The 12,417-nt window shown below is 70.3% G+C and carries 16 protein-coding genes; 8 read left to right on the top strand and 8 right to left on the bottom strand.

The window, feature by feature from the left end:
• On the bottom strand, positions 1 to 231 hold a 231-nt coding region (locus tag VGD85_RS20675), incomplete at its 3' end, for a LysR family transcriptional regulator (RefSeq protein ID WP_331065318.1).
• A 77-nt stretch (positions 232 to 308) separates the two neighbouring features.
• On the opposite strand from VGD85_RS20675, the gene VGD85_RS20670 reads away from it, so the two are divergent.
• The gene (locus tag VGD85_RS20670) at positions 309 to 1,034 is read left to right on the top strand and encodes an aspartate/glutamate racemase family protein (protein WP_331065317.1); all 726 of its coding nucleotides are present in this window, start codon (positions 309 to 311) and stop codon (positions 1,032 to 1,034) included.
• Here VGD85_RS20670 and VGD85_RS20665 read toward each other — a convergent pair.
• Positions 1,026 to 1,226 (bottom strand): hypothetical protein, encoded by a 201-nt coding sequence (locus VGD85_RS20665; RefSeq protein ID WP_331065316.1) that lies wholly within the window; start codon positions 1,224 to 1,226, stop codon positions 1,026 to 1,028. The genes VGD85_RS20670 and VGD85_RS20665 overlap by 9 nt on opposite strands.
• 312 nt (positions 1,227 to 1,538) lie before the next feature.
• Positions 1,539 to 1,988 carry an NUDIX hydrolase gene (locus VGD85_RS20660; RefSeq protein WP_331065315.1) on the bottom strand — a complete coding sequence of 150 codons (450 nt, stop codon included), beginning with the start codon at positions 1,986 to 1,988 and terminating at the stop codon, positions 1,539 to 1,541.
• A gap of 39 nt (positions 1,989 to 2,027) precedes the next feature.
• Between VGD85_RS20660 and VGD85_RS20655 the strand changes: the two genes are divergently transcribed.
• On the top strand, positions 2,028 to 2,882 hold the full coding sequence (locus tag VGD85_RS20655; RefSeq protein ID WP_331065314.1) for an aldo/keto reductase: 855 nt from the start codon (positions 2,028 to 2,030) through the stop codon (positions 2,880 to 2,882).
• Between the two features lie 113 nt (positions 2,883 to 2,995).
• On the opposite strand, the gene VGD85_RS20650 is transcribed toward VGD85_RS20655, so the two are convergent.
• Complete coding sequence (locus VGD85_RS20650; protein ID WP_331065313.1) at positions 2,996 to 3,493, bottom strand: MarR family transcriptional regulator; 498 nt, start codon at positions 3,491 to 3,493, stop codon at positions 2,996 to 2,998.
• 39 nt (positions 3,494 to 3,532) lie between these two features.
• Between VGD85_RS20650 and VGD85_RS20645 the strand changes: the two genes are divergently transcribed.
• Complete coding sequence (locus tag VGD85_RS20645; protein WP_331065312.1) at positions 3,533 to 4,495, top strand: EamA family transporter; 963 nt, start codon at positions 3,533 to 3,535, stop codon at positions 4,493 to 4,495.
• Here the strand turns inward: VGD85_RS20645 and VGD85_RS20640 are convergent.
• From VGD85_RS20640 to VGD85_RS20630, 3 genes are all read right to left on the bottom strand, one after another.
• Positions 4,414 to 4,992 carry a hypothetical protein gene (locus tag VGD85_RS20640; RefSeq protein WP_331065311.1) on the bottom strand — a complete coding sequence of 193 codons (579 nt, stop codon included), beginning with the start codon at positions 4,990 to 4,992 and terminating at the stop codon, positions 4,414 to 4,416. The genes VGD85_RS20645 and VGD85_RS20640 overlap by 82 nt on opposite strands.
• A 96-nt stretch (positions 4,993 to 5,088) precedes the next feature.
• A complete protein-coding gene (locus VGD85_RS20635) occupies positions 5,089 to 5,589 on the bottom strand; it encodes a nitroreductase family deazaflavin-dependent oxidoreductase (RefSeq protein WP_331065310.1) in 501 nt (166 codons plus the stop codon).
• Entirely contained in the window at positions 5,579 to 6,004 is a 426-nt protein-coding gene (locus tag VGD85_RS20630; protein WP_331065309.1) for a nuclear transport factor 2 family protein, read from the bottom strand. Before VGD85_RS20630 ends, VGD85_RS20635 begins: the two co-directional genes overlap by 11 nt.
• A gap of 65 nt (positions 6,005 to 6,069) precedes the next feature.
• On the opposite strand from VGD85_RS20630, the gene VGD85_RS20625 reads away from it, so the two are divergent.
• The 5 genes from VGD85_RS20625 (at position 6,070) to VGD85_RS20605 (ending at position 11,408) form a co-directional block, all read left to right on the top strand.
• Positions 6,070 to 6,948, top strand: coding sequence for a TIGR03619 family F420-dependent LLM class oxidoreductase (locus VGD85_RS20625; protein WP_331065308.1), 879 nt, complete (start codon positions 6,070 to 6,072; stop codon positions 6,946 to 6,948).
• Between the two features lie 121 nt (positions 6,949 to 7,069).
• Positions 7,070 to 8,206, top strand: coding sequence for a hypothetical protein (locus VGD85_RS20620; protein ID WP_331065307.1), 1,137 nt, complete (start codon positions 7,070 to 7,072; stop codon positions 8,204 to 8,206).
• The gene (locus VGD85_RS20615; RefSeq protein ID WP_331065306.1) at positions 8,206 to 9,045 is read left to right on the top strand and encodes an SDR family oxidoreductase; all 840 of its coding nucleotides are present in this window, start codon (positions 8,206 to 8,208) and stop codon (positions 9,043 to 9,045) included. The genes VGD85_RS20620 and VGD85_RS20615 overlap by 1 nt, the downstream gene beginning before the upstream one ends.
• 124 nt (positions 9,046 to 9,169) lie before the next feature.
• Positions 9,170 to 10,327, top strand: coding sequence for a sulfotransferase (locus VGD85_RS20610; protein ID WP_331065305.1), 1,158 nt, complete (start codon positions 9,170 to 9,172; stop codon positions 10,325 to 10,327).
• 7 nt (positions 10,328 to 10,334) lie between these two features.
• Complete coding sequence (locus tag VGD85_RS20605; protein ID WP_331065304.1) at positions 10,335 to 11,408, top strand: diacylglycerol kinase; 1,074 nt, start codon at positions 10,335 to 10,337, stop codon at positions 11,406 to 11,408.
• Between the two features lie 323 nt (positions 11,409 to 11,731).
• Here the strand turns inward: VGD85_RS20605 and VGD85_RS20600 are convergent, their stop codons facing one another.
• Positions 11,732 to 12,205, bottom strand: a complete 474-nt coding sequence (locus VGD85_RS20600; RefSeq protein ID WP_331065303.1) for an Rrf2 family transcriptional regulator — start codon at positions 12,203 to 12,205, stop codon at positions 11,732 to 11,734.
• Positions 12,206 to 12,417: the final 212 nt, after the last annotated feature.

The raw sequence follows: 12,417 nt of genomic DNA, 5'->3' as shown, positions 1-12,417 counted from the left end.
CTCTCCAGCGACGGCGTCGGCGCGGCGCAGCAGCGCCGTGCCGGCCTCGGTGAGGCGTACGCCGGAGGCGCCCCGCAGCAGCAGCGGTCCGCCGGCCTCGCGCTCGAGGCGGGCGAGGTGTTGGCTGACGGCCGGCTGCGTCCAGCCCAGCTCACGGGCCGCGGCGCTGATCGAGCCGGCCCGCGCGACGGCCCGGAAGATCAGCACCCGGCGCGGGTCGAGGAGATCCATGCCCCAAGCATGGCTTATGGCTCGGCCAAGAAGAACAGGGATTCCTTGGGATCCGACAACGACGGATCGTAGAAGGCATGCAGACCATCGGACTCATCGGCGGCATGTCCTGGCACTCCACGGAGGCCTACTACCGTCGCATCAACGAGCAGGTCGCCGCCCGCCGCGGCGGGCACGCGTCGGCCCCGATCGTGCTCCAGTCGCTGGACTTCGAGCAGGTCCGCGACTGCCAGCTGCGCGAGGACTGGACGGGCGCGGGCGAGCTGCTCGCGGAGGCGGCACGGCGCTGCGAGGACGGCGGCGCCGACCTCGTCGCGATCTGCACCAACCTCATGCACAAGGTGTTCCCGGCGGTCGAGGCGGCCGTGTCGGTGCCGGCCGTGCACATCGCCGACGCCGTCGCCGCGGTCGCGCAGCGCTCGGGCTGGACGAAGCTCGGGCTGCTCGGCGCGTCGTGGGTGATGGAGGAGTCGTGGTACCGCGACCGGCTCCGGACCCACCACATCGAGGCGGTCATCCCCGGGCCGTCCGACCGCGCCGAGATCGACCGGGTGATCTTCGAGGAGATCACCCAGGGCCGGTTCCTCGACCCCTCGCGAGAACGCTATGTGGCGACCATGCAAGACCTCGCCGACTGGGGTGCCGACGCCGTGGCGCTGGCATGCACCGAGATCGGGCTGCTCGTCGCTCCCGACCAGTCGCCCCTGCCGACGATCGACTCGGCCACCGCCCACGCGGACCTGCTCGTCGAGCTCGCGCTCGCCCCCGCGGGCGTCGCTCAGGCGGAGCCTGCCTCAGGGTAGGAGGACGGCCGGGGCGGCCTTGCTGGCATCCCCACCACTGCTCGAGCCCTGCCCGCCGTCAGTCAGGTGGATCTGCGCCTGCTTCAGCAGGAAGATCAGCACCGCCAGCGCGATGATCGCGACGATCACGACGAGCAGGACCCTGAGGAGCCCCGGCCACCAGATGCGCGCCATGGCCTTGTTGTCGCTCATCAATCGTTCTCCTAGGCGTTACCGCCGCCGAGGTCCGCAATGCGAGTGGCGTCCGCCGGAAAGGCCGATAGGCAGCCAATCCCCAGCGCCAAGACCAGCGCGACGAGGAGGCGCGAGCAGAGCGGGCTCATGTGGTTCCTTTCCCGAGAACATCGGCGCTTGAGGGCGATCGATCCTCGAGCCGCGCCGGCTCTGAGCATGTCATGGCGTCGGCGCCGCCGGGCTCGGCGCGCGCCCGGCTGTGGATTACGACCACGCCACCGCCCACGCGGACCTGCTGGTCGGGCTCGCGCTCGCTCCCGCCGGCGTCGCTCAGGCCTGAGCCGCCCAGAGGTCCAATGCCTCGTCGACGAGCTCGACGCGATCGAGCGTGCGCACCTCGTCGACCGGGAACCACCGGGCCTCGTCGGTGCTGCCGTCAGCCTCGTGGGTCAGCTCGCCGCCGACGACCCGCACCTCGTAGACGACACCGACCTGCCGCAGCACGCGCTCGGTGTCGATCAGCCGCGTCGCGGGCGGCACGACCTGGATGAGCACCCCGAGCAGCCGCACGAGCTCCACGGCGTACCCCGTCTCCTCGGCCACCTCCCGGACGACCGCGTCCTCGGGGGTCTCGTGGAGCTCGACCCCGCCGCCGGGGAGGGTCCAGCGCGACTGCTCGGGCCAGTGGGCGAGCAGCACCCGGCGGCGGTCGTCGACGACGATCGCGTAGGCGCCGAGGCGGGTGTCGAAGTCGGTGTAGGCCGGAGGAGGATCGGTCACCGGGGGAATGATTCCGTCCACGAGAGGTTGGTGCCAGACATGGCAGACACGAACATCCCGTCCATCGCCCTGAACGACGGCACCGCCATCCCGCAGCTCGGCTTCGGGGTCTACCAGGTGCCGCCGGACCAGACGGCCGAGGTGACCACGGCGGCGTTCGAGGTGGGCTACCGGCACATCGACACTGCGCAGATGTACCGCAACGAGGCCGGCGTCGGCGAGGCGATCCGCTCCTCCGGCATCCCCCGCGAGGAGCTCTACATCACCAGCAAGCTCAACAACGGGTTCCACCGGCCCGACGACGCGCGCCGGGCGTTCGACGCGACGCTGGAGAAGCTCGGGCTCGACCGGATCGACCTGTTCCTCATCCACTGGCCGCTGCCGACGCGGTACGACGGCGACTACGTCTCCACCTGGCGGACCCTGGCCGAGTTCGTCGAGGACGGCCGGGCGACCTCGATCGGGGTCTCGAACTTCCAGCCGGCCCACCTCGACCGGATCATCGAGGAGACCGGCGTACGCCCCGTGGTGAACCAGATCGAGGTGCACCCCTACTTCGCCAACGAGGACGCGCGGGCGGCATCTCACCGCCACCAGGTGTCGGTCGAAGCCTGGTCGCCGATCGCCCAGGGCGGCGTGCTCGGCGACCCGGTGATCGGCCAGATCGCCGAGACCCACGGCAAGACGCCCGCGCAGGTGACGCTGCGCTGGCACATCGAGCGCGGCGACATCGTGTTCCCCAAGTCGATGCACGCCGAACGGATGCGCGAGAACTTCGAGATCTTCGACTTCTCGCTGACCCCCGACGAGGTGGCCGCGATCAGCGGACTCGACAAGGGCGAGGCCGGCCGCACCGGCCCCAACCCCGACACCTTCGACTGGATCCCCGACTGAGCGTCTCCGGCGGGGGTGGTTTCGAGGCTCCTCGCTAGCGCTCGTCGCACCTCAACCACCGTGTCGGTGGTTGAGGTGCGAGCGAAGCGAGCCTCGAAACCACCGGCGGGGAATCAGGCACCGAGGGAGCGGCCCCAGGTCTCGAGCAGGTGGGCGAGGCGGGTGCGCTCGAGCTCGGAGAGCGAGCCGACCAGGCGGTGCTCGTTGGCCATGTGCGCCTCGAAGGCGCGGTCGATGAGGTCGAGGCCGGCCGGGGTCAGCGCGACGACCCGGCTGCGGCCGTCGCCGTCGCCGACGCGCCGGGTGACCCAGCCGTGCTCGACGCAGCGGTCGACCCGCTTGGTGACCGCCCCCGAGGACACCATCGTCTGGGCGGCGAGGTCGCTGGGCGCGAGCTCGTACGGCGCCCCCGAACGGCGCAGCGTGGCCAGCACGTCGAACTCCCCGTGGCCGAGGTCGAACTTCGCGTAGACGACCTCGAGCTCCTCGTCCAGGTGCGCGGCCAGCCGGTGCAGCCGGCCGATGATCCCCTGCGGCGAGACGTCGAGATCCGGTCGCTCGGCGCGCCACTGCGCCATGATCCGGCCGACGTGGTCGAGGTCTCCTGCCATGGCTGGAATATATCTGCCACGGAAACTATTATCCTTTCCGTGGAAACTAATTGGCGGACGCTGAGCCTGACCGCACTGGCGCCGATCACGTGGGGCTCGGGCTACTACGTGACCGAGACCTACCTGCCGCCCGACCGGCCGCTGTTCGGCGCGATGGTGCGGGCGTTGCCGTTCGGGCTGCTGCTGCTCGCGCTCCGGCCGACGCTCCCCCGCGGCGAGTGGTGGGGCCGGGCCCTGCTGCTCGGCACGCTCAATGTCGGCGCGTTCTTCGTGCTGATCTTCGTGGCGGCGTACCGCCTCCCCGGCGGCCTCGCCGCCACGCTCACCGCGACCGCGCCGGTGATGATGATGCTGCTCGCCTGGGGACTGGTCCGCGAGCGACCGCGCGCAGCGTCGCTCGTCGGTGCCGCGGTCGGGTTCGCCGGCGTGGCGCTGCTGGTGCTGCGCGGCGGCGCGGTCGTCGACCCGATCGGCGTCGCGGCATCGTTCACCGCCGTCGCGATGTCGTCGCTGGGCTACATCCTCATCAAGCGCTGGACACCGCCGGTGGACATGTTGACGTTCACCGCCTGGCAGCTGGTCGCCGGCGGACTCGTGCTGCTGCCGGTCGCGTTGATCGTCGAGGGGCCGCCGCCCACGCTCGGCCTCGGCGCCGTCGGCGGGTTCGCCTATCTGGGCCTGATCGCGACCGTGCTGGCGAACGCGCTGTGGTTCTCCGGCCTGCGGCAGCTGCCGGCCGCGGCGGTGTCACTCGTCGGCCTGCTCAACCCCGTCGCCGGGACCGTCGTCGGCATCGCGCTGGCGGGCGAGGCGTTCGGGCCCACCCAGGCGCTCGGCATGGTGCTGGTGCTCACCGGCGTCGTCGCCGGGCAGCCGGCGATCGCGAGTCGGCTCCGCCTGCGGCCGCGGCGTTCGCAGCCTCAGCCGATCGTGACCCTGACCTCGTTCGAGGCCAACCCGGTGTCGGTGTCGACCACCCGGAACCGGTTCGGCCCCGCATAGCTGGTCGCGACCGAGGTCTGGAAGGTCTCGTTGCTGACCGACGCCGTGACCGGGAAGTCCTGCCAGGAGCCCGCGGTGAACCGCTGCACCTGGAGGATGGCGCCCTCGCCGCCCGGGTAGACCCCGGTGAGGTCGAAGGTCTGCATCGGCCCGGCCGAGGTGACCGACGCCGAGAGCGAGATCTGCTTGCGCGGCGACTTGGTCTTCGTCGGCTTCGACGACGAGGACTCGCCCGCGGGGCTCGACGACTCACCGGGGGCCAGGATGATCTCCGGGCCGGTGGCCTGCGGCGTCTTCTCGGGCCGCGGCAGGTACATCGAGCGCTCCGAGCTGCCCGTGCCGGAGTCGTCGCCCCCGCCCAGGCCGAGGACCTGGGTGCCCGCGAACGTCACGAGCCCGATGATCAGGCCCACGGCCACGCCCACGGCGACCAGCGCGACCAGGCCGGTGACGATCGGGTGTCGCTCGTCGGGCCGCTCTGGCAGCTGCTCGGACACGCGCTCATCTCCCCCGACTCATTTGGTACGTCGGGGCCCATTGTCGTCGGCGGGACAAGCCCGGCCAAACCCCTGCCTCGGTTCGGATCGCGGGGATCAGCGGGGCTCGAGCACCACGACCGGGATCTCGCGGTCGGTCCAGGCCGCGTAGCTGGCGAAGTCGGCGTACAGCTCGACCAACCGCGGCCACAGCGCCTCGCGCTCCTCCGGGCCGGCCGTCCGGGCCCGCACCGGCCGCGCGCCCTCGCCACGCAGCTCGACCGTCACGTCCGGCCGGGCCATCAGGTTCGGGTACCACTGGGGGTTCTTGGGCAACCCGCCCTGCGAGGCCACGATCACGAGATCGGCGCCGTCCTCGAGGTAGAGCAGCGGCGTGGTGAACGTCCGGCCCGACTTGCGGCCGACGTGGTTGAGCAGGAGCGTCGGGACGGGTTTTCGGAACCCCGCGCCGATGCGCCACCTCGAGCCGACGCGCCCGTTGGTCAGCCGGAAGACCCGGACCTGCGCGCGGGCGCCGTACTTGATGATCTTCGCGGTCAACGGCGAGTCGAGGCCCTGGGGTTTCTCCTTCGGCGGCGCCATCGCCTCAGAGTCCACGCTTCCAGACGATCTCCTCGTGCAGCCTGCGGCTGCGCCAGCCGTTGGGCGTGCGCACCATCGTGTGGTGGTAGAGGCCGCCGAACTCCACGACCTTGGTGCCGCCGGAGCCGTCGTCCATGGGCATCGGGTTGTGGAAGTACGCCGTGGCCAGCGCACTGTCGCCATCGAGCCGGATGTCGACCTGGGCCAGGGAGTGCATCCGCTTCGGGAAGAACGCCGGCAGCACCTCGGCCAGCCATGGCTTCACGGCTCCATAGGTGTCCGCGACGCCGCCGGACTCGGTGTAGTCGATCTCGGCGTCGGGGGTGAAGACGGTGTCGAGCGCGTCCCAGTCGCCGGTGTCGATCGCGCGGGTGTACCGCACGATCACGCCCTCGATCTCGAGCCGGTCGCTGATCTCCTGCAGGTCCATGGGCCTACTCCTTGCTCTCGGCGGAACTCTGGCACAGAACTGGAACACGTTCTAGTGTGTGCCCCATGCGATTCACCTACGCCGAGGCGATGACCCAGGCGACGTACTACGCGCCGCTCGCCCAGGCGGCCGAGAAGGCCGGCTACACGTCCATGACCGTGGCAGACAGCCTGATCTACCCCAAGGACTCCGACTCGAAGTACCCCTACACCGACACCGGCGACCGGGAGTTCCTCGAGGGCAAGGAGTTCATCGAGACGATGATCCTGTGCGCGCACCTGTTCGCGCACACCTCGACGCTGCGGCTCACGCCGTTCGTGCTCAAGCTGCCGATCCGCCCGCCGGTGCTGGTCGCCAAGCAGGCCTCGTCGCTGGCCTACCTGTCGGGCAACCGGCTGGGGCTGGGCGTCGGCATCTCGCCGTGGCCCGAGGACTTCGACGCGATGGGCGTGCCGTGGGAGAGGCGCGGCAAGCGGATGGACGAGTGCATGGACATCCTGCGCGGGCTCACGACCGGCGAGTTCTTCGAGTACCACGGCGAGTTCTACGACATCGACGCGCTCAAGCAGTGCCCCGGCGCGTCGGAGAAGATCCCGCTGCTGGTCGGCGGGCACGCCGACGCCGCCCTGCGCCGCGCCGTACGCAAGGGCGACGGCTGGATGCACGCCGGTGGCGACGGCGAGGAGCTCGACCGGCTGCTCACCCGGCTCGCGGAGATCCGCAAGGAGGAGGGCGACACCCGCGACGACTTCGAGGTGCACGTCATCTCCTACGACGCCTACGACCTCGACGGCATCAAGCGGCTGGAGGACAAGGGCGTCACCGACTGCATCGTCGGCTTCCGGGTGCCCTACATCAAGGGCCCCGACACCGAGCCGTTGAGTGCGAAGATCGAGCACCTCGAGCGGTACGCCGAGCAGATCATCCACAAGGCCGGCTCATGATGGGCGGGCTCACGGTGGTTGAGGAAGGCGCGCTAGCGCCTGTCTCGAAACCACCGTGCTGCGCGTGCGGTGGTTTCGAGACGGTTGCTAGCGCAACCTCCTCAACCACCGGGGTGGCGTCATGAGTGACCTGACGCGGCCGCTCCAGGACGCGATCGCGGAGGCGGAGAAGCTCATCGAGAGCGCGCCGTTCATCCGCACCGAGCAGGGCCTGCTCGAGGGCTACGACTACCTCGCCGGACGCATCCGGATGGCGATGCAGATGGCCTTCGACCACGACCTCGACCGGCCGCTGTTCATCAACCCCACCCACCAGTTCTCCCGGCAGGGCCTGGACAACCCGGACGCGATCTACTTCAACGCCTACCTCAAGGAGGGCGTGGAGTACGTCGTGCGCGGCGTGCGCGGCACGTCGGCTGACCTGTCGTTCCAGGTGATGGGTGGGGCGTACACCGCCGACTCGGCGGCCACCTCGATGCTGGCCTTCGACGACCGCGAGCTCGACATCGCCGAGGACGGCTCGTTCGAGTTCATTTACGTCGCCGAGCCGGGCGCGAAGACGATGATCGTGCGCGAGGTCTTCAACGACTGGGACACCGAGGAGCGGGGCAGGCTCTGGATCGAGCGCACCGACACCGTCGGTCTCCCGGCCGCCCCGCTGACCCGGCACCGGCTGGAGCGGAAGTACGAGGTCGCCGCCAAGCTGCTCACCGGGTCGATCCAGACCTGGCTGGCCTTCCCGCAGTTCTTCGAGCGCAAGGAGCCGGCCAACCAGCCGACCGCGCCGCAGTCGACGCCCGGCGGCCTGTCCTCGCAGCGCTCCTCGATCGGCCACTACGACCTCGCCGACGACGAGGCGCTGATCGTGACGGTGCCCGAGTGCACCGACTGCGCCTATCAGGCGATCCAGATCGGCTCGGACTGGTACATCTCCACCGACTACGAGACCCACCAGACCTCGCTCACCAAGGCGCAGGCGGTCACCGACCCCGACGGGCTGATGCGGTTCGTGATCTCGGAGCAGAACCCGGGCGTCGCCAACTGGCTCGAGTGCACCGGCCACCGCACCGGCGCGCTGATGCTGCGCTGGCAGCGCCTCGAGCGCGACCTCGGCCCCGACGACGGCCCGGTGGTCGAGGTCGTCAAGACCGCCGACGTACCGACCCGGCTGCCGCACTACACCCCCCTCACCACCGAGCAGTACGCCGAGCGGATCGCCGCCCGGCAGCGCTCCGTCGCCCGAAGGATGCTGAGCTGATGACCGAACTGGGTTTTGCAGAGGCCCACGACACCTCCATCGAGGAGCGCTACGAGCCGGCGCCGCTGCTGCGGGGCAAGGTCATCGTGATCTCCGGCATCGGGCCCGGCCTGGGCCGGGCGCTGGCCGAGGAGGCCGCGAAGATGGGCGCGGACCTGGTGATCGCCAGCCGCACCGAGTCGCGGCTGCTCGAGCTGCAGGCCGACCTGGAGGGCTACGGCGGCAAGGTCGTCAGCGTGGTCGCCGACGTCACCGACGAGGACTCGCGGGTCAACCTGCGCGACAAGACGCTCGAGGCGTTCGGCCGCGTCGACTGCGTCATCAACAACGCGTTCACGATCCCGCCGATGGACCCGATCACCCAGATCGAGCCGCGCAAGCTGGCGAAGGTCAACGAGACCAACGTGTTCGCGCCGCTACGGCTCTCGGCGCTGTTCGCCGACGCGCTCGCGGAGAGCAAGGGCTCCATCATCATGCTGAACTCCTGCGTGGTGTTCAGCTCCCAGCCGGAGTACGCCGGCTACAAGCTCTCCAAGGGCACGCTGGAGCACCTCGCGTCGTCGCTCGCGACCGAGCTCGGACCGCGCGGCATCCGCGTCAACAGCGTCGCGCCGTCGTACATCTACGAGGACGTCAACCGCGGCTACTTCGACTTCCTCGCCGCCGTCGAGGGCACGACCCACGAGCAGGTGTACGCCGAGAAGGCCGCGCCCACCGACCTCAAGCGGCTCGCCTCCCCGCAGGAGGTCGCGCGTGCCGCACTGTTCCTCGCCTCCGACCTCGCGTCAGCGGTGACCGGCCAGATGCTCACCGTAGACTGCGGCGAGTTCCACGACTGATGGCGGCTCGGTGGTCTCGATACGCTCGCTGGCGCTCGCTACTCGACCAACGAACCGCCGTTCGGTGGTCGAGTAGCCGTCGCGAGGGACGAGCGACGGCGTATCGAGACCTCTCGGAGGCACGATGAGCGACAACATCATGACCCGCGAGCGGGCCGACGTCGGGTCGTACGAGGACATCGCGGCCGCGGCGATGCGGACCACGGGCATGTCGGACTTCGGGGACGGCGCCCACGAGGAGGGGCTGCGGGTCCTCGTGGACGACCTCGCCTCCCCCGAGGCCGGCCTGACCCCGCGCGGCAACTACTTCCAGCGCTCGGAGGTCAAGTCAGCGTTGGTCGGCGTACTCCTCACCCAGGCGCAGTTCACGGCGCATCCGGAGCACCGCGACGTACGCATCGAGCGGCCGATCTTCCTGATGGGCCTGCCGCGCACCGGCACGACCGCGCTGCACCGCTACCTGCACGCGGACCCGAACGCGCAGGGCCTGGAGATGTGGCTGACGCAGTACCCACAACCGCGCCCGCCGCGGGAGACCTGGGACGCCGACCCGATCTTCCAGGCCATGCAGCAGGGGTTCGCCGCGCACCACGTAGAGAACCCGGAGTTCATGGGGATCCACTACATGGATGCGACCACCGTCGAGGAGTGCTGGCGGCTGCTGCGCCAGACCGGCAAGTCCAACTCCTACGAGGCGCTCGCCAACCTGCCGCGCTACACCGAGTGGCTCAAGGGCCAGGACTGGACCGACGCCTACGCCCGGCACAAGCAGAACCTCCAGCTCGTCGGTCTCAACGACCCCGAGAAGCGCTGGGTGCTCAAGAACCCCTCGCACATGACGGCGCTCGACGCGCTGATGACCGTCTACCCGGACGCGCTGATCGTCTACACCCACCGCGACCCGGTGGTCTGCATCGCGTCCTCGTGCTCGCTGTCGGCCGAGACCACCGCGGGGCACTCCACGACGTACGTCGGGCGCACGATCGGCTCCACCCAGCTCGACCTGTGGTCGCGGGCGTTCCATGCGTTCCACGACGCGCGGCCCACGTACGACCGGGCGCAGTTCGCTGACGTGGCCTTCAGCGACCTGGTGGCCGACCCACTCGGCGTGACGCGCGGGATCTACGAGCAGTTCGGTCTCGACTGGACGCCCGAGGTGCAGGCGGCCATCGAGGAGATCGACCGGGAGTCCAAGCAGGGCAAGGCGAAGCCGTCGCACACCTACACGCTCGAGGACTACGGCCTGACCGAGGCCGAGGTGCGCGCGGCGTTCGATCGATAGGACGTTCATGAACAAGAAGCGGGTCGTCGTCTGGGGCACCGGCGTGGTCGGGTCGATGGTGATCACGGAGATCCTCGACCACCAGGCCTTCGAGCTCGTCGGTGTCGGCGTGAGCCGTTCCTCGCGCGCCGGCCAGGACATCGGCACGCTGCTCGGGCTGCCCGAGACCGGCATCGTCACGACGACGGACGTCGACGAGCTGGTCGCGCTGCGGCCGGACGCGCTGGTGCACTACGGCCCGACGGCGCAGCACGCCGACGACAACATCCGCGTCATCAGCGCCTTCCTGCGCGCGGGCATCGACGTGTGCTCGACCGCGATGACCCCGTGGGTCTGGCCGCACATGCGCCAGAACCCGGGCAACTGGATCACCCCGATCGAGGAGGCCTGCGCCGAGGGCGGCGCGTCGTGCTTCACCACCGGCATCGACCCCGGCTTCGCCAACGACCTGTTCCCGCTGACGCTGATGGGCCTGTGCGGCCGGGTCGACTCCGTGCGCGCGAGCGAGCTGCTCGACTACACCGACTACGAGGGCGACTACGAGGACGAGATGGGCATCGGCCGGCCCCCGTCGTACACGCCCCTGCTCGAGATCCCCGACCTGCTCGTCATGGCGTGGGGTGCGACCGTGCCGATGATCGCGCATGCCGCCGGCATCGAGCTCGACGAGATCACCACCACCTGGGACAAGTGGGTGACGCCCGCCGACCGCAAGACCGCCAAGGGCGTGATCGAGGCCGGCAACGTGGCCGCGATCCGGTTCACGATCAACGGCGTGTACGACGGGCGCGAGGTCATCACGCTCGAGCACGTCAACCGGATCGGCCTGGACGCCGCCCCCGAGTGGCCGGCCGGCTCGCACGACGACGTCTACCGGGTCGACATCATCGGCTCGCCCTCGATCAGGCAGGAGACCGCGTTCCGGTTCACCGACGGCTCCGGCCGCGCCCCGGCGGTTGCGGGCTGCCTGGCCACCGGCCTGCGGGCGCTCAACGCCGTACCGGCCGTCAACGACCTCCCGCCCGGCTGGGTGACCGCGCTCGACCTGCCGCTGATCCCGGGGGTGGGGACGATCCGCTGAGCGACTCCTCTGTCGTCGAGACACCAGAAGTGGCTGTGGATCCGGGGCCGATCCAGCCACTTCTGGTGTCTCGACGGGGAACGGGCCCTAGGCGGAGAGGGCCCGGTGGGGCCGGCGGCTCGCGCGCGGACTTCGAGAGCGCGTGGGTGCGGTGGAACATCGCCCGGACCCTCACCTCGACCGGCGCTCTCGCCGCCCTGGCGTGGGCGGCGCTGCGGTCTTGAGGCGGGGTGGTCCGCGGCGGGTCCCCTCCCCCGTCGAGACACCCAAAGTGGCTGTGATCCCGGCCGGGAGCCAGCCAGTTCGGGTGTCTCGACGGGAGATCAGCCGGCGAGCCAGCCACGCAGGGCCACGAACGTCTGCGGCCCGGTGTCACGCTCGACCCCAGCGGCGAGGTCGGCGATCGAGACGGCCGCGAGCGAGTCGCGCCAGGCCTGCTCGGCCGCCCACATCGCGCGGGCGATGCCGCAGGCGCGGCGGCAGTTCTCGGGGCTGGCCGGGAGCGGGCCGTTCTGACGGATCTCGGTGCACTGGAACGCGGCGCCGGCACCCTCGATCGCCTGCACGACGTCGAGCACGCTCACCTCGGCAGCGGGCCGGGTCAGCGCGTAGCCGCCGACCCGGCCCTCGGTCGCGGCGATCAGCCCGGCCTTGGCGAGCTGCTGCAGGTGCTTGGCGAGGTAGGTGCGCGACACCCCGTGGAACTCCGCGAGCCGGGTGGCCGGCACCGGACCCTCGGCCTGGCTGAGCACCACGCAGCAGTGCACCGCCCACTCGACCCCGGCCGACATCTTCATGTCGCACACGGTACGCGAAAACGTGGATGACAACTGTCCGAGTTCGTGACTACGATCTAGGACAAGACATATCCGAGTATTCGAGGAGCCCCCATGAAGATCGCGATCGCCGGCGCCTCCGGCCTGATCGGCGCCCAGCTCACCGCCCTCGCCCGCAAGGAGGGCCACGAGGTCGTGGAGATCACCCGGGCGGCCGGCCTCGACCTGCTCGC

Source organism: Nocardioides sp. (genome assembly GCF_036401255.1).
Taxonomy (GTDB): Bacteria; Actinomycetota; Actinomycetes; order Propionibacteriales; family Nocardioidaceae; genus Nocardioides.
The sequence above is the reverse complement of the archived record's forward strand: the minus strand, read 5'-3'. Positions and strand labels throughout refer to the sequence as shown.

Coding starts and splice junctions, on each gene's coding strand:
- VGD85_RS20670 (WP_331065317.1), top strand. CDS start 309: ATGCAGACCATCGGACTCATCGGCGGCATGTCCTGGCACTCCACGGAG.
- VGD85_RS20665 (WP_331065316.1), bottom strand. CDS start 1,226: ATGAGCGACAACAAGGCCATGGCGCGCATCTGGTGGCCGGGGCTCCTC.
- VGD85_RS20655 (WP_331065314.1), top strand. CDS start 2,028: ATGGCAGACACGAACATCCCGTCCATCGCCCTGAACGACGGCACCGCC.
- VGD85_RS20650 (WP_331065313.1), bottom strand. CDS start 3,493: ATGGCAGGAGACCTCGACCACGTCGGCCGGATCATGGCGCAGTGGCGC.
- VGD85_RS20630 (WP_331065309.1), bottom strand. CDS start 6,004: ATGGACCTGCAGGAGATCAGCGACCGGCTCGAGATCGAGGGCGTGATC.
- VGD85_RS20625 (WP_331065308.1), top strand. CDS start 6,070: ATGCGATTCACCTACGCCGAGGCGATGACCCAGGCGACGTACTACGCG.
- VGD85_RS20620 (WP_331065307.1), top strand. CDS start 7,070: ATGAGTGACCTGACGCGGCCGCTCCAGGACGCGATCGCGGAGGCGGAG.
- VGD85_RS20615 (WP_331065306.1), top strand. CDS start 8,206: ATGACCGAACTGGGTTTTGCAGAGGCCCACGACACCTCCATCGAGGAG.
- VGD85_RS20610 (WP_331065305.1), top strand. CDS start 9,170: ATGAGCGACAACATCATGACCCGCGAGCGGGCCGACGTCGGGTCGTAC.
- VGD85_RS20605 (WP_331065304.1), top strand. CDS start 10,335: ATGAACAAGAAGCGGGTCGTCGTCTGGGGCACCGGCGTGGTCGGGTCG.
- VGD85_RS20600 (WP_331065303.1), bottom strand. CDS start 12,205: ATGAAGATGTCGGCCGGGGTCGAGTGGGCGGTGCACTGCTGCGTGGTG.